Origin of the sequence: Pseudonocardia yunnanensis (assembly GCF_039534065.1) — a bacterium.
In the GTDB taxonomy this organism is placed as follows: domain Bacteria; phylum Actinomycetota; class Actinomycetes; order Mycobacteriales; family Pseudonocardiaceae; genus Pseudonocardia; species Pseudonocardia yunnanensis.
This window is the reverse complement of record NZ_BAAAUS010000043.1, coordinates 134,488-154,172: the sequence shown is the minus strand read 5'-3', so window position 1 is coordinate 154,172 and position 19,685 is coordinate 134,488. Positions and strand designations below refer to the sequence as shown.

At 71.0% G+C, this 19,685-nt stretch carries 22 protein-coding genes; 9 read left to right on the top strand and 13 right to left on the bottom strand.

Features of this window, described 5'->3' with window-relative positions:
• From mtrA to ahcY, 4 genes are all read right to left on the bottom strand, one after another.
• The coding region (gene mtrA / locus ABD743_RS34210) for an MtrAB system response regulator MtrA (RefSeq protein WP_425567028.1) at positions 1 to 550 on the bottom strand (550 nt) is incomplete at its 3' end.
• Positions 551 to 647: 97 nt separating this feature from the next.
• Entirely contained in the window at positions 648 to 1,289 is a 642-nt protein-coding gene (locus ABD743_RS34205; protein WP_344727200.1) for a dTMP kinase, read from the bottom strand.
• 54 nt (positions 1,290 to 1,343) lie between these two features.
• Positions 1,344 to 1,796 (bottom strand): NUDIX domain-containing protein, encoded by a 453-nt coding sequence (locus tag ABD743_RS34200; protein ID WP_344727198.1) that lies wholly within the window; start codon positions 1,794 to 1,796, stop codon positions 1,344 to 1,346.
• A gap of 105 nt (positions 1,797 to 1,901) precedes the next feature.
• The gene (gene ahcY / locus ABD743_RS34195) at positions 1,902 to 3,413 is read right to left on the bottom strand and encodes an adenosylhomocysteinase (protein WP_344727196.1); all 1,512 of its coding nucleotides are present in this window, start codon (positions 3,411 to 3,413) and stop codon (positions 1,902 to 1,904) included.
• 544 nt (positions 3,414 to 3,957) lie between these two features.
• On the opposite strand from ahcY, the gene ABD743_RS34190 reads away from it, so the two are divergent.
• Genes ABD743_RS34190 through ABD743_RS34165 form a run of 6 tightly spaced genes read left to right on the top strand, consistent with a single transcriptional unit; the run spans position 3,958 to position 6,913 of the window.
• The gene (locus tag ABD743_RS34190) at positions 3,958 to 4,338 is read left to right on the top strand and encodes a hypothetical protein (protein WP_344727194.1); all 381 of its coding nucleotides are present in this window, start codon (positions 3,958 to 3,960) and stop codon (positions 4,336 to 4,338) included.
• Between the two features lie 2 nt (positions 4,339 to 4,340).
• Positions 4,341 to 5,012 carry a class F sortase gene (locus ABD743_RS34185; RefSeq protein WP_344727192.1) on the top strand — a complete coding sequence of 224 codons (672 nt, stop codon included), beginning with the start codon at positions 4,341 to 4,343 and terminating at the stop codon, positions 5,010 to 5,012.
• Positions 5,009 to 5,533: an RNA polymerase sigma factor gene (locus ABD743_RS34180; protein ID WP_344727190.1), complete on the top strand. Its 525-nt coding sequence runs from the start codon at positions 5,009 to 5,011 to the stop codon at positions 5,531 to 5,533. Before ABD743_RS34185 ends, ABD743_RS34180 begins: the two co-directional genes overlap by 4 nt.
• The gene (locus tag ABD743_RS34175) at positions 5,530 to 6,045 is read left to right on the top strand and encodes a hypothetical protein (protein WP_344727188.1); all 516 of its coding nucleotides are present in this window, start codon (positions 5,530 to 5,532) and stop codon (positions 6,043 to 6,045) included. The genes ABD743_RS34180 and ABD743_RS34175 overlap by 4 nt, the downstream gene beginning before the upstream one ends.
• Positions 6,046 to 6,089: 44 nt before the next feature.
• Positions 6,090 to 6,413 (top strand): ArsR/SmtB family transcription factor, encoded by a 324-nt coding sequence (locus ABD743_RS34170; RefSeq protein WP_344727186.1) that lies wholly within the window; start codon positions 6,090 to 6,092, stop codon positions 6,411 to 6,413.
• Positions 6,410 to 6,913: an SRPBCC domain-containing protein gene (locus tag ABD743_RS34165; RefSeq protein ID WP_344727184.1), complete on the top strand. Its 504-nt coding sequence runs from the start codon at positions 6,410 to 6,412 to the stop codon at positions 6,911 to 6,913. Before ABD743_RS34170 ends, ABD743_RS34165 begins: the two co-directional genes overlap by 4 nt.
• 97 nt (positions 6,914 to 7,010) lie before the next feature.
• Here ABD743_RS34165 and ABD743_RS34160 read toward each other — a convergent pair whose 3' ends face one another.
• On the bottom strand, positions 7,011 to 8,303 hold the full coding sequence (locus ABD743_RS34160) for a glutamate mutase L (protein WP_344727182.1): 1,293 nt from the start codon (positions 8,301 to 8,303) through the stop codon (positions 7,011 to 7,013).
• A gap of 114 nt (positions 8,304 to 8,417) precedes the next feature.
• On the opposite strand from ABD743_RS34160, the gene ABD743_RS34155 reads away from it, so the two are divergent.
• Together ABD743_RS34155 and ABD743_RS34150 are read left to right on the top strand one after the other, a co-directional pair.
• Positions 8,418 to 10,046 carry a long-chain fatty acid--CoA ligase gene (locus tag ABD743_RS34155; RefSeq protein WP_344727180.1) on the top strand — a complete coding sequence of 543 codons (1,629 nt, stop codon included), beginning with the start codon at positions 8,418 to 8,420 and terminating at the stop codon, positions 10,044 to 10,046.
• A gap of 38 nt (positions 10,047 to 10,084) precedes the next feature.
• Complete coding sequence (locus ABD743_RS34150; RefSeq protein ID WP_344727178.1) at positions 10,085 to 10,642, top strand: nucleoside/nucleotide kinase family protein; 558 nt, start codon at positions 10,085 to 10,087, stop codon at positions 10,640 to 10,642.
• Between the two features lie 195 nt (positions 10,643 to 10,837).
• On the opposite strand, the gene ABD743_RS34145 is transcribed toward ABD743_RS34150, so the two are convergent.
• From ABD743_RS34145 to ABD743_RS34115, 7 genes are all read right to left on the bottom strand, one after another.
• Complete coding sequence (locus ABD743_RS34145; protein WP_344727176.1) at positions 10,838 to 11,617, bottom strand: SRPBCC family protein; 780 nt, start codon at positions 11,615 to 11,617, stop codon at positions 10,838 to 10,840.
• Positions 11,617 to 11,931 carry an ArsR/SmtB family transcription factor gene (locus tag ABD743_RS34140; protein WP_344727696.1) on the bottom strand — a complete coding sequence of 105 codons (315 nt, stop codon included), beginning with the start codon at positions 11,929 to 11,931 and terminating at the stop codon, positions 11,617 to 11,619. The genes ABD743_RS34145 and ABD743_RS34140 overlap by 1 nt, the downstream gene beginning before the upstream one ends.
• Before the next feature lie 37 nt (positions 11,932 to 11,968).
• Positions 11,969 to 12,793 carry a carbon-nitrogen hydrolase family protein gene (locus tag ABD743_RS34135; RefSeq protein ID WP_344727174.1) on the bottom strand — a complete coding sequence of 275 codons (825 nt, stop codon included), beginning with the start codon at positions 12,791 to 12,793 and terminating at the stop codon, positions 11,969 to 11,971.
• Between the two features lie 12 nt (positions 12,794 to 12,805).
• Entirely contained in the window at positions 12,806 to 13,657 is an 852-nt protein-coding gene (locus tag ABD743_RS34130; RefSeq protein ID WP_344727172.1) for a carbon-nitrogen hydrolase family protein, read from the bottom strand.
• Positions 13,658 to 13,796: 139 nt separating this feature from the next.
• Complete coding sequence (locus ABD743_RS34125) at positions 13,797 to 14,309, bottom strand: MSMEG_0572/Sll0783 family nitrogen starvation response protein (protein WP_169399708.1); 513 nt, start codon at positions 14,307 to 14,309, stop codon at positions 13,797 to 13,799.
• Positions 14,310 to 14,357: 48 nt separating this feature from the next.
• Positions 14,358 to 15,710: an MSMEG_0569 family flavin-dependent oxidoreductase gene (locus ABD743_RS34120; protein ID WP_344727170.1), complete on the bottom strand. Its 1,353-nt coding sequence runs from the start codon at positions 15,708 to 15,710 to the stop codon at positions 14,358 to 14,360.
• A 57-nt stretch (positions 15,711 to 15,767) separates the two neighbouring features.
• On the bottom strand, positions 15,768 to 17,315 hold the full coding sequence (locus tag ABD743_RS34115; RefSeq protein WP_344727168.1) for an amino acid permease: 1,548 nt from the start codon (positions 17,313 to 17,315) through the stop codon (positions 15,768 to 15,770).
• Positions 17,316 to 17,502: 187 nt separating this feature from the next.
• Here ABD743_RS34115 and ABD743_RS34110 point away from each other — a divergent pair, with 187 nt between their 5' ends.
• The gene (locus tag ABD743_RS34110) at positions 17,503 to 18,798 is read left to right on the top strand and encodes an O-antigen ligase family protein (RefSeq protein WP_344727166.1); all 1,296 of its coding nucleotides are present in this window, start codon (positions 17,503 to 17,505) and stop codon (positions 18,796 to 18,798) included.
• Here the strand turns inward: ABD743_RS34110 and ABD743_RS34105 are convergent.
• On the bottom strand, positions 18,756 to 19,676 hold the full coding sequence (locus tag ABD743_RS34105) for a cation diffusion facilitator family transporter (protein WP_344727164.1): 921 nt from the start codon (positions 19,674 to 19,676) through the stop codon (positions 18,756 to 18,758). The genes ABD743_RS34110 and ABD743_RS34105 overlap by 43 nt on opposite strands.
• Between the last annotated feature and the right edge of the window lie 9 nt (positions 19,677 to 19,685).

The following is a 19,685-nucleotide window of genomic DNA, read 5'->3' as shown; positions in this document are numbered from 1 at the left end:
GCCGGTAACCCCACACCTGTTCGAGCAGGACCTCGCGCGTGAACACCTGGCGCGGCTTGCGGGCCAGCGCGACGAGCAGGTCGAACTCCAGCGGGGTGAGCGCGATCTGCTCGCCACCCCGCTCGACCTGGTGGGCCGGCACGTCGATCGTGACGTCGCCGATCGAGAGCTGCTCGGCAGGCTCGGCCTCCGTGCGCCGCACCCTCGCGCGGATGCGGGCCACGAGCTCCTTGGGCTTGAACGGCTTGACCACGTAGTCGTCGGCGCCGGACTCCAGCCCGAGCACGATGTCGACCGTGTCGCTCTTGGCCGTGAGCATGACGATCGGCACGCCCGACTCGGATCGGATGGCACGACAGACGTCGATGCCGTTCATGCCGGGGAGCATCAGGTCCAGCAGTACGACGTCAGGTCGTAGCTCCCGGACGGCCGGCAACGCGCGGGTGCCATCACCGACGACGGCGGTGTCGAAACCCTCGCCCCGCAGCACGATCGTCAGCATCTCGGCCAACGCCGGGTCGTCGTCGACCACCAGAACGCGCGACTTCATGTGCGCAGCATCCCACCACATGGGCAGGGTGCCGCCTTGGACCCGTTCTTACCGGGGTGCCGGATGCGGTCCCCGCGCTGCGGACCGCGTCTTCGGGCTACCCGAGGAGCCGCGCTGCCAGCTCGTCGGAACCGACCGGGGCGGTGCCGTCGACCACTGTCCACGGAGACAGCCAGGACGCTCGAGCGAGCTGCACGTACACCTCCGACGTGCGGGTTTGCAGCCCGGCGTCGGCTTCGAAGGCGTCACGCTCCCGGCCGGTCTCGGTGCGCTCGCGGTGCGCCACCCGCTCGTCGGCCACGGCGTCGGGCACGTTGAGGAGCAGATGATGATCGGGCGCGGGGATCCGGAACCGCTCGATCTCCAGAGCCCGGATCCAGGCGACGAACTCCCCGCCGGCCTCCTCGCGCAGCCGCGCCGCCCCGTACGCGGCGTTCGAGGCGACGTAGCGGTCGACGAGCACGATGTCGTTGGACCGCAGCGCCGCGCGCAGCTCGGCGGCCGCGTCCCTGCGGTCGAGCGCGTACATCAGCGCCATGCCGTGTACCGAGTCGATCAGGTCGCCGAGGCGGCCGTAGAGCGCGTCGCGTACGAGTTCGGCGTGGACGTCGGTGTCGTAGCGCGGGAAGGCGAACCCGCCGACACTGGCGCCCCTGCCGACGAGCGCACGGCAGAGCGCGTCGGTCAGCGTGCGCTTGCCTGCGCCGTCCACTCCTTCGATCGCCACCATGCGGCCCACGGGCGGGGACCCTAACGGGCTCCCGCCGCGGGAGACCGTCGGGTGGGGAACGCCTCAGGCGATGGCCCGCACCGTGTCCCATGTGGCGTCGAAGCCGGGGTGCAGCGGGAGCTCCCGGAGCCGGTCGGCGGGCACCCAGCGCATCTCGATCGTCTCGCCGGTCTGAGCGGTGAGATCCACGGCCTCGTGGGCGCGGGCGACCACGGTGGTGTACGACCAGCCGCCATGGTCGTCCACGTAACAGCCGGTGACGGTGTAGGCGTCGGAGGCGAGACCGGCCTCCTCGGCCGCCTCGCGCTGGGCGGCCTGCTCGGCCGTCTCCCCGCGGTTGCGGGCGCCGCCGAGCAGGCCCCACGTGCCGCCGTGGTGGCTCCAGAGCGCACGGTGCTGCAGGAGGATCTCGCCCTCATGACGCAGCAGCAACCCCGCCGCACCGAACAGGCCCCAATGCCGATGACCGAGTGCACAGCGGACCCAACCGTCGCCATTGCCGCGGGGGAGCACCACTTCTCCAGAGTAGGCGCCGGAAGGGCCCGGCAAAGGGGTTGGAAACCACCTTCCTGAACCGTGGAACAGGAAGGTGGTTCTCCGGACCGGGGGCGGAGCCGCCGATCAGTAGCGGTAGTGCTCCGGCTTGAACGGGCCCTCGACGTCGACGCCGATGTACTCGGCCTGCTCCTTGGTGAGCTTGGTCAGCTCCCCACCGAGCGCCTGCACGTGGATGCGGGCGACCTTCTCGTCCAGCACCTTCGGCAGCCGGTAGACGTCCTTGTTGTACTCCTCGTACTTGGTGAACAGCTCGACCTGAGCGATCACCTGGTTCGAGAAGCTGTTGGACATCACGAACGACGGGTGCCCCGTGGCGTTGCCCAGGTTCATCAGGCGGCCCTCGGACAGCACGATGATCGAGTGGCCGTCCGGGAAGATCCACTCGTCGACCTGCGGCTTGATGTTGATCCGCCGGATCCCGGGGTAGCGCCCGAGGCCCGCCATGTCGATCTCGTTGTCGAAGTGGCCGACGTTGGCGACGATCGCCTGGTGCTTCGTGCGGGACATGAGCTCGGCGCTCACGAGGTCCTTGTTGCCCGTGGCGGTGACGATGATGTCGGCCTTGTCGATCACGTCCTCGAGGCGCGCCACCTGGAAGCCCTCGAGCAACGCCTGCAGCGCGCAGATCGGGTCCGCCTCGGTGACGATCACGCGGGCGCCCTGCCCTGCCAGCGCCTGCACCGAGCCCTTGCCCGTGTCGCCGTAGCCACAGACCACCGCGACCTTGCCGCCGATCAGCACGTCCGTGGCGCGGTTGAGGCCGTCGATCAACGAGTGGCGGATGCCGTACTTGTTGTCGAACTTGCTCTTCGTGACCGAGTCGTTGACGTTGATCGCCGGGAACAGCAGCAGGCCCTGCTCAGCGAGCTGGTAGAGCCGGTGCACGCCGGTGGTGGTCTCCTCGGTGACGCCGCGGATGTCGGACGCCACCGTGGTCCAGTGCTTCGGGTCCTCGGCCAGCGAACGGCGCAGCGTGTCGAGGATGATCCGGTACTCGTCGGAGACGGTCAGGTCCTCGTCGTCGACCGTGGGCACCACCCCGGTCTTCTCGAACTCGACGCCCTTGTGCACGAGCAGCGTGGCGTCACCGCCGTCGTCGAGGATCATGTTCGGGCCGACGATGTTGCCCTGCTCGTCGGTGAACTTGAACAGCTGCTCGGTGCACCACCAGTACTCCTCGAGCGTCTCGCCCTTCCAGGCGAACACCGGCACGCCCTTGGGCTCCTCGGGGGTGCCGGCAGGCCCGACGACGGTGGCGGCCGCCGCGTGGTCCTGGGTGGAGAAGATGTTGCAGCTGACCCAGCGCACGTCAGCGCCCAGGCTGACCAGCGTCTCGATCAGCACGGCGGTCTGCACGGTCATGTGCAGCGAGCCGGCGATGCGGGCGCCGTGCAGCGGACGGGCCTCCGCGTACTCGCGCCGCAGCTCCATCAGGCCGGGCATCTCGTGCTCGGCCAGCCGGATCTCCTTGCGACCGAACTCGGCCTCCGACAGGTCGGCGACGGCGAAGTCGAGGCCGTTGCGAGTCTGCAGCAGGCGGCTCGGGTCGGTCGTGATGTCGGCACTGGCGGTCATAGGGTGGTGATGCCTCCTCATAGGGCCTTTCCGGCCGGTCACGCCGTCTCCGGGGGAGGGCGTGACCGCTGAATGATCCGCCGCAGGTGCGGGCCTGGACGGAACGCGATTCGTGGTGCGGGTTCGGGCCGCTTCGCCGCTGTCGGGCTCGACGTCGACCGAGCTCCCGGTGGGACGTGCGGGTCCGGCCGGGTTCGATGTCGGAGCCGCCCGATCGGCGGCGGACAACACCTCTGGGTGGACACCCGCTCGGGCGGGAGAGGTGGATGGTGGCGACACGGCTGCCTCCTCACACGAGGTGTGGAAGGCGCCCTTTCTGCAATGGCCTGGCGGTCGAGCGTGGCGGACCGTCCGGTCCGTCGCAGCGCCTCTCGACCCCGACACACGATTGCTCTACCAGGATCCCGAGCGGGACTCCGGCCTGTCAACCCGACCCGGCCACGGGCTCCACTGTGTGCCACTCGTCACACCGCTGCTCGCCCGCAACGCAGGGCATGTGCCGCTGCGTCACAGGGGCGACATCGGCTCGACGACAGGAACAGACATGGACTTTCGCGCACGGGCAGGTCGTCTCGCGGGCGGGCTGGTGGTGGCCACCGCGCTCCTCGGTGCCCTTCCGGGCCAGGCACTCGCAGCTCCGCCGACGCCCGCGCCCGCCCCGCCGACCGCCCCGGTGACGACTGCCCCGGCCGAGTCGGCGCCGCGTCCCGCTGAACCGCCCATGGCGCGGCCCGTTCCGGCGACAGAGAGCCGTCAGCCCCAGGTCAGGCAGGTGCCTGCGGGGGCGCCCGACACGGGTGGGGGCAGCACCGCGGACAACGCCGGCGTTCCGGACGGGGCGTTGCTCGCGCTCGGAGCGCTCGCGGCGGCCGGGGCGGCAGGTGCGCTGATGACCCGGCGCCGCCGGGCCGTCACGCAGGACTGAACGTGCGCGACGAACCCGCTGCTCGTCCCGGTCACCGCTCCCGGACCGGGAGACTGCTGCTGGCACTGGCCGTGGTGCTGGCGTTCGCCGCGGCGGGTTCGCTCGCGCTCGCCCTCGGTGACGGCCCGCGCACACCACACCGGGCCGTCACCGTCATCGCTCCGCCCGCCGTACCGGCAGGCGGCGCGGTGCCGGACACCGCGCTCGGCCCATCGGCCCCGGTGTCCCTCGACGTCCCGGCGATCGGGGTGCACTCGTCGCTGCTGCATCTGGGCCTGAACCCCGACGGCACCGTCGAGGTGCCACCGCTGGACTCCCCGCAAGCCGGCTGGTACGCGAACTCCCCCACACCGGGCGAGCAGGGGCCCGCGGTGATCCTCGGTCACGTCGACTCCGCGCGCACCGGACCCGGGGTCTTCTACGACCTGCGCACGATGCTGCCCGGCGACGGGATCACGGTGGGCCGGGCCGACGGAACCACGGTCGCCTTCCGCGTCGACGAGGTGGCGACGTACCCGAAGAACGTGTTCCCCACGGCAGCGGTGTACGGCGACATCGACCATGCGGGCCTGCGGCTGATCACCTGCGGCGGCCGGTTCGACAAGGCCGCCCGCAGCTATGAGGACAACATCGTCGTCTACGCTTCCGCGGTATCCGCCGGGCAGATCGGGTGAGCTCCGCCGAGGCGGACGCGCCGTCGTTCGAAGCCTTCGTGCTCACGCACGGCCCGGAGCTGGTGGCGTTCGCACGCCGGCTGACCCTGGACCACCACCGGGCCGAGGACATCGTCCAGGACGTGCTGGCCCGCATCGGGCTGTCCTGGTCACGGGTGTCCCGCGTCGACGACCTGCGGGCGTACGTGTTCAAGGCAGTTCTCAACGACTTCTTGTCGTGGCGGCGCAGGCTGTCCTCCTTCGAGCGCCCGACGGCCGATCTCGCTGCCGACCGGTCGGCCACGGAGCCGGGAGTGGAGGAGCTCGTCGTGCGCCGTGACGAGCTGCAGGCGGTGCTCGCTCAGCTCTCGCCCGTGCAGCGGGCCGTCTTGGTGTTGCGCTACTACCACGACCAGCCCGACGCGCAGATCGCCGCGTTGCTGGGCTGCCGGGAGGGCACCGTGCGTTCGCACGCCCGGCGGGCCCTGACGGCTCTACGCAGCTCCCCCGCCGCACGCACGAGGGAAGGGATCCGGCGATGACCGACGCGGAGGAGACACTGCGGGCCGGTCTTCGCGACCCGGCTCTGGACGAGGGCATCTCGGCCACTGCGCTGCTCGCGGGAGTGCAAGCGCGGCAGCAGCGGCTGCACCGGCGCCGCCAGCACGCGAAGACGGCCATGGCGGCCCTGGCGGCCGTCCTTGTCGTCGGCGGGGCGGCAGTGGCGACCGCACACCGACCAGTGGTGACGCCGGCGCAGCAACCTCCTGCCGTGCCTGCGCCGGTCCCGATGCACCCGATGACCGAACCGCCCACCGTGACCCCGGTCCAGACGCCGCCCACCGGGTCGCCACTCCCGGCGCCGACGCTCACGGCGCCCCCGGTGCCCGGCGCACCGCCCCTGCCGGGCGCGCGGGGCCGGACCGTCGAGCCCGCGCCGTCAGCCGAGCCCAGCACGAGCGGCCCCACCGGCCGATCACGACGGGTACCTGTCACTGCGACGAGTACCCCGGAACCACCGGCCAGGGAGCTCCCACCGCCCCCGTCTCGCTGATCCTCCGTTGACAGGCAACTAAAAGGTTGCCTATTCTGGTCCACGTGCAGGACGACGACGCCGTCTTCCACGCCCTCGCCGACGCGAGCAGGCGTGAACTGCTCGACCGGTTGTATGCCCGCGACGGCCAGACGCTGCGGGAGCTGACTGCAGGCCTCGAGATGTCGCGGCAGGCGGTCAGCAAGCACCTGGGCGTGCTCGAGGCGGCCGACCTCGTCGTCACACGCCGATCGGGCCGGGAGAAGCTCCATTTCCTCAATCCCGTGCCGATCCGGCTGATCCACGACCGGTGGATCGACAAGTACACCGAGCACCGGGTCGCGGCGCTCGTGGACCTCAAGGCCGAGCTCGAGGAGAACCAGCGATGAGCAGCACTACCGCCCCCACCACCACCGTGCAGGTGCACCGCGTGCACATCCGGGCCACGCCCGAGGCGATCTGGGAGGCCATCACCAGCCCCGAGTGGACCAAGCGGTACGGCTACCACAGCACCGCCGAGTTCGACCTACGCCCGGGAGGGGCGTACCGGGGCCTGCCGAGCGAGGAGATGGTGGCGCACGGGATGCCTGCTGACTCCGCGGTCATCGACGGCGAGGTCCTCGAGGTCGACCCCCCGCGTCGGCTGGTGCAGACCTGGCGCATGCTCTTCACCCCCGAACTCGTGGCGGAGGGCTTCACCCGGCTCACCTACGAGATCGAGCCGGAGACGGGCGGGGTCACGATGCTGACGGTCACGCACGACGTCACGAACGCACCGATCACCGGGGCATCGGTCAGCGCACCGCCCTCGGACGCGGGTGGCGGCTGGAGCGTGATCCTCAGTGACCTCAAGACCCTGCTGGAGAGCGGCGAACCCCTCTACCGCTGAAGGCACACAACTCGCCGGAAGAAACGGGGCGACTCGCGGAACCCCCGCGAGTCGCCCACTCCCCGCGCGTGAGTCGCCCGGTATCGGGCGGGCGGACTCAGCCGAGCAGGTGGTCGCGCAGCAGCGACTCGGCCGCCGTCGTGCGGCCCCGGGCGGCGAGCAGCCCGGCAGGGACGACGGCGAAGTCGGCGTCCACCACCACCGGCGCGTCACGCAAGGCGGGTGCGAGGACGGGGTCGGTGCGCAGGGTCGCCACCACTGCACCGAGGCCGCCCGACCGGTCCCGCTGCCGGAAGACACCTCCGGACAGCACCACCAGCTCCACATCCCGTCCGGCATCGCGATGCACCCGCAGGTGCCGGCGCACCGCGATCACCGAGGCAAGCGCAGCGATCCTGCGGTCCTCGGCGGCACTGCCCGGATCACGCGGGACGAGTCCGACCTCGCTCGCCATGCGGGAGACCGTCGGGCCGAGCAGGTCGGCTTCCACCGGGTCGACCACGCCCTCGGCCTGACCCTCGACGAGCACCCCGCCCGCGGCCGCCCGCACACCGAGATCGCCCTCGACCGTGCGACGGACGTCGGCCCCGCTCGCAGAGTGCACGTCCGTGGTCGCGCAGCCGACGTCGACGAGGAGCACCCGGGCGTCGCAGATCCGAGCGAGCGCGGAAGCCGCATGACCGACCGCGTCCGGCGTGGCCACACGTACGAGCCTGCGGAACCGGGGCGCGACGGCCGGGCCCCGCCCACCGAGCGCGTGCCGCTGATACAGCACGGCCAGCGCCGCCCGCGCCGGCTCCGGGGCGAGCTCACCCCGGCGCGGAAGCACGTTGTCGCAGGGCACGACGGTGCGTCCGGTGGCCCGCAGCAGGGCCAGCGCGTCGTCCTGGGCTGCGGCGTTCCCGGCGAGCACGATCGGTGTGCGGATACGGGCGCGCGCCAGCCGTCCCGCGTTGTGCAGCAGGCCGGCCGGATCGTCGCCGTCCGCACCGCCGAGCAGCAGCACCACTCCCGGCCGCGTGCTGCGCAGCATCCGGACGTCAGCGGGTTCGAGCGGACCCGCGTGAACGTGCACGACGTGGGCTCCGGCCGAGCAGGCCACACGATGGCCCGCCTCCGTGGTGGTCAGCCGGTCCGAACCGATGACTGCGAGCCGCAGTCCACCGCCTGCCGATGAGCAGGCGAGCAGCTCGGGCTCGACACCGGTGCCGGACGGGCCCGCCGCCGACACCGCCCGAACCGCCGCATCCATGCCCGCGAGCACGTCGCCTGCCGTGGTGGGGTGCTCGGCGAATCCCGCGAGCGCCCCATCGGGACGTACAAGTGCGGCCTTCGTCCAGGTGGAACCCACATCGAGGCAGACCGAAGGGCCTTCGTCGACGGGTGTCACGGCGAGTGAGCCTAACGCCACTGCGTCCGGATGGCGTGAGTTGGCGCGATGGTCAACGACGTCGCCCGGCGGTAGCTTTCCGAGATCACGGAGTTAACAGGCACAGGAGCCCCCATGCTCGCACTGATGCAGCAGCGTCCCCTCGCCCTACCGCACGTCTTCCATCGCGCCGAGCAGTATTTCGGACACAAGACGCTCGTCACGGCCGAGGCTGCCGGCGAGAGCACCATGAGCATCGCCGACTGGGCGCAGCGGGTCCGGCGGCTCGCCTCCGTGCTCGACACCCTCGATGTGAGCGCCGACGGCCGCGTCGGCACCTTCTGCTGGAACACGGCTCGGCACCTCGAGCTCTACATGGCGGCTCCGTGCACCGGCCGTGTGCTGCACACGCTCAACATCCGGCTCTTCCCCGAGCAGCTCACCTACATCGTCAACCATGCGGCGGACGAGGTCGTGTTCGTCGACCGGTCGCTCCTGCCGGTGCTCTGGCCGCTCGTCGACAAGCTCGAAACGGTGCGCCACTTCGTGGTGATCGACGACGGCGCCGACGCGGAGGTGCCGGACGACCCCCGCGTGCACGACTACGAGGAGCTGCTCGCTGCGGCCACGCCGTTCACCGGCACGTTCACGATCGAGGACGAGAACACCGCCGCCGCGATGTGCTACACGTCCGGCACCACCGGCAATCCCAAGGGCGTGGTCTACAGCCACCGGTCAGCGGTCCTGCATTCGCTGATCTCCCTGGTCGCCGACGGGATCGCGCTGTCCGAGCGTGACGTCGTGCTGCCCGTGGTCCCGATGTTCCACGCCAACGCGTGGGGCCTTCCCTACGGCTGTCTGCTCGCCGGTTCCGACATGGTGTTCCCCGGCCCGAACATGACGCCCCAGGCAATCGCGGCGTTGCTGGAGAAGCACCGGGTCACCGTCACCGGTGGCGTCCCGACCATCTGGATGGGGATGCTTCCCCTCCTGCCCGACCTCGATCTGTCGGCGCTGAGGTTGATCCTCTGCGGCGGCTCGGCGGTGCCGAAGGCGTTGTCGGAGGACTACCGCAAGGCGATCGGCGTGCCGATGCTGCACGCCTGGGGCATGACGGAGACCAGCCCGATCGCCACGATCTCCGGTCTGCGCAGCCACCACGCCGGCGCCTCGGAGGCGGACCTGGCCGACGCCCGCTCCCGGCAGGGGTACGCCACGCCCCTGGTCGACCTGCGGCTCGTGGATCCCTCCACCGGCGAGATCCAGCCGTGGGACGACGTCGCGTCCGGAGAGATCCAGGCGGCCGGACCGTGGATCGCGGCGGAGTACTTCCGCGGTGAGGGTGAGGGAGCGCAGTTCACCGAGGACGGGTGGCTGCGCACGGGCGACGTCGCCACGGTCGACCGCTACGGCTCCGTCCGGCTCGTCGACCGCACGAAGGACCTGATCAAGTCCGGCGGCGAGTGGATCGGCTCCGTCGAGCTGGAGAACGAGATCATGGCTCACCCGAAGGTCGCCGAGGCCGCCGTGATCGCGATCCCGCACCCGAAGTGGGTGGAGCGGCCGATGGCGTGTGTCGTCGTGAAGGCCGGTGAGACGCTCACGGCGGAGGAGGTCATCGCCCACCTCGAGCCCCGCGTGGCGAAATGGTGGCTGCCCGACGCCGTCGAGTTCATCGACGAGGTGCCCAAGACGAGCGTCGGCAAGTTCTCCAAGAAGACGCTCCGGGAGAAGTTCGGCGGATACCAGGTGCAGAACCCCTGACCGCTCGGATACTCCCGATCGCCGATGTCGCCGGCCGGGTGCTCGCCACACCGCCGACGTGCGGGGCGACGCGCCTGGTCTGCATCGACGGACCGTCGGGGTCGGGCAAGAGCTCGCTCGCGCGGCGGCTCGCCGGCCCGCTCGGCAACCCGCCGCTCGTGCAGATGGACGACCTCTACCCGGGATGGGACGGCCTCGACGACGCCGTTCCGCTGCTGCGCGACCGGATCGTCACCCCGCTCGCGGCCGGCATGCCCGCGCGGTACCGCCGCTACGACTGGGTCGCCGGCGCCTACGCTGAGGAGCACGACCTCGGGGTGCCTCCGCTGGTGCTGGTGGAGGGCGTGGCGTCGGGGGCGAGGGCCGTCGCTTGCCACACGACGCTGCTGATCTGGGTGGAAGCGCCCCAGGACGAGCGGTTCCGCCGCGGCATCGAGCGCGACGGAGAGAGCTACCGCCCGCACTGGGAGCGCTGGGCCCGGCAGGAGGAGGCGCACTTCGCAGCGGAGGCGACCAGCAGCCGCGCCGACCTCCGCGTCGACGGCGCCCCCACCGCACCGCACGACGTGGAGACAGAAGTGGTCCTGCTCCCCTGACACCGGACGCGGCAACGCGCGGTGCCGGACGATGATCGCCAGTTGGGGACGCACAGCCGCGTGCCGCGCGGTTCTCGGGACCCAACTGATGATCAACGCCAGACACCGAGCCCCGCTCATCACCGATCCGGGCCGTGTACCCGCATCTGGCGCGGTTCGCAGGCCCAGGCTGCCGATCACATGGCGGCTTCGGACTCAGCGGGTGGCGGGTTGCCGTGCTTCGCTCAGGTCGTCGACGAGCTGCTGCATGCGCGCATTGACGGCCGACAGCGCCGCGTCCGGGCCGCCCTCGGAGCCGGTGTGAGTGAGCACCACGCGCGCGCCGTGGCCCGTGCCCTCGACCAGCTCCCAACGGAGGCGGCCGCTCGGTTCCGTGTCGTGCTCCAGCACCTGACCGTTGCGGACGGCGTCGGGCGGGGCCTGGGCCGACAGGACCGCCCATGCGTCGTCGGCGGGACGAGTGAGCTGGCGTTCGTAACGGACCCGCCAGCCGTCAGCTGTGGTCTCGGCCGTTCCTGCGTCGAGCCCGAACTGGACGATGAACTGCTCGTGCAGCGCCACGTGGTCGTAGCCGGGGTCGACGCCCGGGCGCCCGTCGAGGGCGAGGTCCATAGTGGCGATGCAGATGTGCCAGCCGGAGGCGAAGCTGGCGGCGCCGGCATGGTCGTCGAACGTGGCCACGAGGACGAGACGGGTGCCAGGGCCGTCCGGGTGGAGCTCCCAGCGTAGGTGGTGGTCGTGCCAGGTGTAGGCGAACAGCCGCGGTGCGTCGAGGTCGGTGACCGTGCCTGTGCCGCCGAACCCGAACTCGATCTTCCCACCGCGGCGCAGCTCGGGCGTCATCGTGGACGGGAACCAGTCGGCCAGCCGCTCGGGTTCGGTGATCGCCCGCCAGACCTTCTCCGGTGGGTGCTTCAGCCGGCGCTCCATGGTGAGCACGGAATGGCCGTCGGCGGTGTTCAGGTTCTCGGTCATCATTCCTCCGGGCTGTCGGCGTCGAGGTGACGTTCGAGGGCGTCGAGCCGGTCCGCCCACATCCATCGGTACGGCGCCAGCCACTCGTCAACCTCCGCGAGCGGAGCAGGATCGAGCTCGTACCAGCGCCGCTGCGCCTCGGCCCGCACCTTCACCAGGCCGGCGTCGCGCAGCACCCGCAGATGCTTCGACGTGCCGGGTTGGCTCAGGCCGAGTTCGGCGGACAGTTCCCCGACCAGCCGGGGTCGATCCCGGAGCAGGTCGAGGATGCGCCTTCGCGTCGGCTCGGCGAGCACCTCGAACGTCACGCCGATAACATACCGATTCGGCTATATAACTGCAAGGGCATAATCAGAGGTAGGTATCGGGGCGCCGCTCCCGCAGGTGGGCGAGAACCCTGCGGGCCGCCGCCACCGATCCCTCGATGTCCACCTCAGCCACCGCGATACCCGCCTTGGACCACGTGCGCGCCAGGATCTCCCCGTCCGGGCCGACGACCTTGGCCTGGCCGAGAAAGCGCATCCGGCCGGCCACCCCGGTCAGGTTCGACGACACGAGCACCACCTGGTTCTCCGCCGCCCGCGACCGGTCGTAGAGGTCGAAGAGCTTGGCCTGCCGGTCATCGACCATCCGTGGCGCCCGGTTCGTGATGCTCGTCGGCCAGGCCGAGAGGCAGGCCAGCACCTGCGCCCCGTCGAGCGCGAGGCTGCGGGCCGACTCCGGGAACGTCTTGTCGTAGTCGACGAGCATCCCGATCCGCCCGACGGGTGTGTCGACCGCGCGGAATTCCGACCCCGCCGCATAGACCCGTGACTCCCCAGGCGGCTGGTGCACCTTCCGGTGCAGACCCAGCACCCCGTCACCGGTGACGCACACTGCGGTGTTGTAGCGCAGGTCGCCGTCGGCCTCGCAGAACCCGACGCAGATCACCATGTCCCTGGCCAGCTCCGCGACCGCCTTCACCTCGGACCCGTCCGGGTCGAGTGCTGGTGGCACGGAGCTCGGGTCGGGATCGGTGATGTCGTCGAGGTAGCCGCCGAGCGCGGCGTCGGGCAGCACCAGCAGCCGCACGCCGTCGCGGCGGGCGTGCTCCACCAACGTTGCGACGCGCGCGAGATCGAATGCCACGTCCCTGCCGAAGGATGCCGCCACGGCTCCGATGCGGATGGGACCCATTCGAAAGATTGTTCAGGCAGCCGCGGGGCTCGGGGTCGCCGCCGCGCCGTACGCCTCGGGTCGCAGGTCCCGCAGGTATCCCATGGCACGCCGGGCCGACTCCACCACCGCCGCGACGTCGAGCTCGGCTACCGCGGTGCCGGCCGTGACGCCGGTGGTCGCGAGCACCTCGCCCCCGGGATCGACGATCTTGGCGCCCGCCGCGAACCGCAGCGAGCCGAACGTGCCGGACTGGTTGGCAGCGAGCCAGACGATCTGGTTCTCCAGAGCGCGGGCCCGGTCGAAGAGGTCGAAGCGGCGGGTCCACCGGTCCTGGGCCGGATCGGGATGCCGGTCGGTGGCGCTCAGCGGCCACGCCGAGACCGAGACGACGATCTCGGCCCCGTCGAGCGCGAGAGCGCGCGCCGCCTCGGGGAACGCCTTGTCGTAGCAGATCTGCAGGCCCAGCCGGCCGACCGGCGAGTCGAACGCGGCGAACCCGTCTCCCGCGCGGTAGCTCGCGTCCTCGCGCAGCGGCTGGTGCACCTTGCGGTAGTTCGCGAGCACCCCGTCGCCCGTGACGCAGACCGCGCTGTTGTAACGGACGCCCGAACCGTCCAGCTCGCAGTAGCCCGCCACCACCACCATCTCGCGGGCGAGCGCGGCCAGCCTGCGGATCTCGGGACCGTCGCAGCGGAGGGCAGGTGGGAGATCCTCCGGACTGTCGAGGCTCGTCAGGTAGCCGCCGAGGCAGGCCTCGGGCAAAGCCAGCAGCCGCACGCCCGATGCGCGCGCGCCGGACACCAGCGCGGAGATCCGCGCGAAGTCATCCTCCAGATCGCGGCCGAAGGGGGCCGCGACAGCCGCCATGCGCAGCGTCGCCATTTCTCGTGCTCCGTCCTGTGGTGGTCGGTGGTCGCAGTGGTGGTGGCACAGCGGGCGTCGGCACAGCGACGAAGGGGCGGGAGTCGCTTCCCTCTGACGACCCCCGCCCCTTCTGCCCGTCGAGCGCGAAACCGACCGTTCAGAACATGTAGGTGGAGTTGATGATCGCTCCCTTGCGGGCGTAGTGGATCAACGCGTCCTGGACGTCGAGCGGGTGCGTCGGGATGACTCCCTCGATCAGGTCCTCCTCGCGAGCTCCGTGCAGCGAGAGCCCGAAGCGGCAGCAGTAGACCTTGCCGCCCTCCTGGATGAACGTCCCCAGGGAGTTGTTGATGTTGTGCTCGCCCGGGAACGCCGAGTTGCCCGTGGTCGGGAAGCCGCGCGTGGCCAGGCAGTTCAGCGATCCAGGGCCGTAGAAGTAGATCGCCGACTCGAAGCCCTTCCGCAGCGCCCGGGTGGCCTGCAGGATCGCGACGAAGCTCACCGACGACTCGTGTGCGATGCCGTGCACGAGCGTGAAGTAGGTCTCGCCGTTCTCGGCCTGGTAGTCGGGGAACACCTTCGTGCCCCCGTAGATCGTCGAGCCCTCCGGCAGCGCCGGGTGCTGGATCTCCTCGAGGCTCTGCTTCTCGAGATCGGTCAGATCGGCCATGGTTCTCCTTCTGGTGGGGTGGTGCGACGGGCTTGCGACACGGACGGACTAGGCGACGGTGCGCGGGGCGAACCAGTCCTCGTCGTCGACCGGCGAGGTCTGGTACGGGGTGCCGGCCAGCCAGTGCAGACCGGTGTGGACGGTGCGGTGCTGGTGGGCCACGATCTCGCGGGCCAGGTGCTCGGCGTCGGCACCGACCCCGGCGAACCGGCCCGATCCCCAGGTGTGCATCCACGGCAGCCCGAGGAAGTACAAGCCCGGACAGCTCGTGACGCCGCGATGATGGGTCGGGTAGCCGCGGCCGTCGAAGATCGGCAGTTCGATCCACCGGTTGTCACGGCCGAAGCCGGTGCTCCACACCACGCTGGTGACGCCGGCCGCGTCCAGGTCGAGCTCGGCCGGTTCGTCGGCCGGCTCCCAGACGGGGACGTAGCGGGGCTCGGTCGGGGCGTCGATGCCGTGCGCGGCGATGAAGGTGTCGATCGAGTCCTTGATGCCCTCCGAGACGGCGTCGGCGTCGTCGAGGTGCTTGCGCAGATCCGGCGCGAACCGCACGTGCCCGCCATCGATGCCCGAGAGCCGTCCGTAGAGGCGCATACCGTCGCGCGCGAAGGCGCGCAGGTCGATGTCGCGGCCACCGTCGCGGCCGGTGACGTAGTGGTTCACCCGGAACCGCACGGCGTCGGCGTCGTCGAACTCGGTGACGGCCTTGCGGTAGTAGCCCATGTCGGAGAGCCACGCCACGACGTCACGGCCGCGGTAGAACCGCGCGACGCGCGGGGCGCTGCCGGTGGCGAGGTGTACCCGCCGGCCCGCGAGGTGCAGGTCCTCGGCGATCTGGCAGCCGGACTGGCCGGTGCCGACCACCAGCACGTCACCCGGCGGGAGCTGCTCGGCGTTGCGGTACTGCGAGGAGTGGATCTGATGGACGCCGGCGGGCAGCCGCTCGGCCATCCGCGGCCGCATCGGCACCTGGTAGGGACCGGCAGCGACGACCACCTGGTCGGCGGTGAGCGTGCCTGCCGTGGTGCGGATCTCGAAGCCGCCCGTCCGACGGCCGCGTAGGCGGGTGGCCGCGGTGCCCTCGACGACCGGCGCGTCGAACGACGCGGCGTACGCCTCCAGGTAGGCGACGATGTCGTCGCGGACCATGAAGCCGTGGGCGTCGCGGCCCGCATACGGGTGGCCCGGAAGGTCGCACTGCCAGTTGGGGGTGACCAGGCAGAAGGTGTCCCAGCGGCGGTCCCGCCACTCGCCGGCCACGCGGCCTCGCTCCAGCACGACATGGCCGATCGAGCGCTGGGTGAGCCACCAGCTCATCGCGAGGCCGGCCTGGCCACCGCCCACCACGACGACGGGGCGATGGTCCCCGCCGAGGACGCTGCGCGTCGTCTCGATCACGTAGACGATTACAGCGACCGTTGATCACCGGGGCGTTTCCCCCGGAACACGCCGGTGTTAGGGCGTGTTGCCGACTCCTTTCCGAACGCTCACACCCTCGGCGTCGGCTCCCCCGCGCAGCCCGAGCCGGGAGTGCGTACGCCCGTAGAAGGCGTACACGACGAGGCCGATCAGCATCCAGATCACGAACCGCAGCCACGTCTCGACAGACAGATTGATCATCAGCCAGACGCACGCGAGCACCGACAGCACGGGCACCAGCGGCACGAGCGGGGTCCGGAAGCCACGGGGCAGGTCCGGCCTCATCCGCCGCAGCATCACGACACCCACCGACACCAGCACGAAGGCGAACAGCGTGCCGATGTTGACCATTTCCTCGAGCGCCCCGATCGGGAAGAACGTGGCTCCGGCCGCCACCACGACCCCGACGAGGATCGTGGCGCGGGCGGGGGTGCCCCGTTGTCGGCTCGTACGGGCGAGGCCGCGGGGCAGCAGACCGTCGCGCGACATCGCGAAAAGCACCCTGATCTGACCGAGCATCAGCACCATGACCACGGTGGTGAGCCCGGCCAGCGCGCCGAACGCGATGATGGTGGCCGCCCAGTTCACGCCGAGCGACTCGAACGCCGTGGCCAGGGTGGCGCGGGTGCCGTCGGGCTGGGTGCGCAGCTCCGTGTAGCTGACCATGCCGGTGAGCACCAGCGCGACGCCCACGTACAGCACGGTGACGATCGCGAGCGACCCGAAGATGCCCCGCGGCAGCGACCGCTGCGGGTCGCGCGTCTCCTCCGCCGTCGTGGCGACGACGTCGAAGCCGATGAAGGCGAAGAACACCAGAGAGGCGGCGGCGAGCAGGCCGTAGATCCCGTAGGTGCTGGAGGCACTGCCACCGAAGATCGACAACAACGACTGCTGCAGCCCGCTGTCCCCGGCCGCCCCCTCGGCAGCCGGCGGGATGAACGGGCTGTAGTTGGCGGCGTTGATGTAGAAGATGCCGACGACGATCACCAGCAGCACGATCGCCACCTTGATCGTGGTGAAGACGAGGCTGACCCGGCTCGAGAGCTTGGTGCCGAGCGCGAGGAGCACCGTGAGCACGCCGATGAGGAGCAGCGCGCCCCAGTCCAGCGTGACCGGGCCGAGGTGTATCTCGGTGCTGATGTCGGCCCCGAGGAGCCCCAGCACGTTCTCCAGGTACTCCGACCAGCCCTTGGACACCACCGCGGAGCCGACTGCGAACTCCAGCACGAGGTCCCAGCCGATGATCCAGGCGATGAACTCACCGAAGGTGGCGTACGAGAAGGTGTAGGCGCTGCCCGCCACCGGCACGGTGGAGGCGAACTCGGCGTAGCACAGGGCGGCGAGGCCGCAGGCGATCGCGGCGAGCACGAACGCCAGCGACACCGAGGGCCCCGCGACGTCCCCCGCGGTGCTGGCGGAGAGGGTGAAGATGCCCGCCCCGACCACCACGGCCACGCCGAAGACGATCAGGTCCCAGGTGCCGAGGTCTCTCCGGAGCCGACTGCCGGGCTCGTCGGTGTCGGCAATGGACTGTTCTACGGACTTGGTCCGCATGATCCCGCTCTGCCTGTCCCGCAGCGCCATGCCCGCTACATAACCCCGCGAGGTCGAACCGAAACACTGCTGGCAGCCACGCCCTGTCGAGGAGATCACACGAACGACTCGTGGGCGCCACGCTGCCGCAGTGGAACCGACATGCGCATGCGGGAGAAACCGCACCGTGAGCGCATCTGTGTCGGATTCGAGTACCACCCCGTTGATGACGGTTCGCGTGGATCGAACCAGAGAAGCGCGGGTCACAGCAGGGAGAACGGTCGCGGTGCTGTGCCTGGCCGCCGTGCTGCTGGAGGCCACGGCGGACCTGCTGCCCGACGAACCGGTGGTATGGGTACTGACCCCCGTCCGGCTCGTACTGGGCGCCGGGCTCGTCGCCGCCGCAGTCGCGGGGGTGCGTCCCGGGCAGTGGCGAACCCCGCTGGATCCGGCGATCGGCGCGCTCCTGCTGGCCGCGGCCCTGGGAACCGTGCTGGCCGGGCAGCCGTGGGCCGCGTGGCGCGGGGTGCTCACCGCGGTGGCGGCGTACTACCTGGTGGTCGGCGTTCGCCGGTCCGTTCCCGACGCCGGCCCTGCCCTCGGCCTGCTGGCGCTCGTCGGGGTGGCCGTGGCAGGCACCGTCGCGGCCAGGCAGGCGGCCGCCGGAACAGCCACGGGGTTCTGCCGCGGCGCCATCGACGGCTCGGCCGACGTCTGTGGTCCGGACGCCGTGATCCGCGCGGTCGGCACCTTCTCCAACCCGAACCTGCTGGCGGCGTTCCTGGTGCTGCTCCTGCCCGTGGCCGCAGCGGGCGCGGCCCAGCTCGCCGACCGGGCGTCCCGGCTGGTGGGTACGGCGCTCGTGGTGGTCGGGTACGCGGCCGTGCTGCTGACGGCCTCCCGGGGCGGCATCGTCGCCGCAGTCGTCGGAGCCGTCGTGTTCGTCGTGCTCCGGCGCGGCCACGGTCGCGCTCTCCCGGTCGGCGGGAGGCGCCGGCCAAGCAAGATGGTCGTCGTCCTCCTCGGGGTGGGTGGCGTGGTCGCGGCCGCGGCAGGCCTGCTCCTGCTGGCCACCGCGCTCTCCGTCGGGGTGCGCGCCGACGTCTGGACGGCCGCGGTCGGGCTGGTGGCACAGCACCCGCTGGGCGTAGGGCCGGGCCGCGCGGGCGCGCTGCTCGACGCGGCGATCGCCGGTGACGAGGCGTTCCAGCACGCGCACAACCTCTGGCTCAACTGGGCTGTCGAGGCCGGCGTACCCGGACTCGTGGCCGTGCTGGCGATCACCGTGGGCGCAGTGATCGTCACCCGCCGGGCCGCGCTCGCGGGGTCGGCCACGGCCGTTGCCGCCGGGGCGGGGCTGGCCGGTTTCGCGGTGATGAGCCTCGCCGACCACCCGGCGAACGCGATCCGCGTGTCGATCGTCCTGTGGATCGTGCTGGCGCTCGTCGCGGCCGAGTCGGCGCCGCGGACGCTCGCCCGGCGCCGCTCCGGTCAGCTCGCCACAGGAGTGCGGTCGAGGTCCGGTTCGAGGTAGATGACCCGGGCCTCCGGCACCGCTTCCCGGATGCGCTTCTCGGCCTCGTCGATGCTGCGGGCGACCTGCTCGAGGGGCAGGCCCGGGGGCAGCGCGATCTTCGCGGCGACGAGCATCTCCTCGGGCCCGAGGTACTGGGTCTTGATGTGGATGACGCGCTCGACACCACCTGCCTCGAGCGCCGAGACGATCTTCGCGAGCACCGGCTGGGTGGCGCCCTCCCCGACGAGCAGGCTCTTCATCTCGATGATCAGGATGATGGCGATGACACCGAGCAGCACGCCGATGCAGATGGTGCCGAGCGCATCGAACACCGAGTTGCCCGTGAGCACGGTGAGCCCGACACCGAGAAGGGCGAGCACCAGACCGACGAGCGCGCCGAGGTCCTCGAGCAGCACGACGGGCAGCTCGGGCACCTTCGACTGGCGGATGAACTGCCACCACGTACCCGAGCCCTTGAGGGGCCGGGACTCGTGGATCGCGGTGCGGAACGAGAACGACTCCAGACCGATCGCGACGACCAGGATCGCGACGGCGACCAGCGGCGACGTCAGGGGCTCGTGCGACTCCAGCTTGTGGATGCCCTCGTAGAGGGCGAACACCGAGCCCAGCGTGAAGAGCAGCAGTGCCACGACGAAGGAGTAGAAGTACCGGTCGCGGCCGTACCCGAACGGATGCTCCGGGGTGGCTGCGCGCCGCGCGGTGCGGCCACCTAGCAGCAGCAAACCCTGGTTGGACGTGTCGGCGACCGAGTGCACAGCCTCGGCCAGCATGGAGGACGACCCTGTGACCAGGAAGCCGATGAACTTGGCGATCGCGATTCCCGCGTTGGCGAGCAGAGCCGCCACGATCGCCCGGGTTCCACCACTCGCTGCCACTGCACTCTC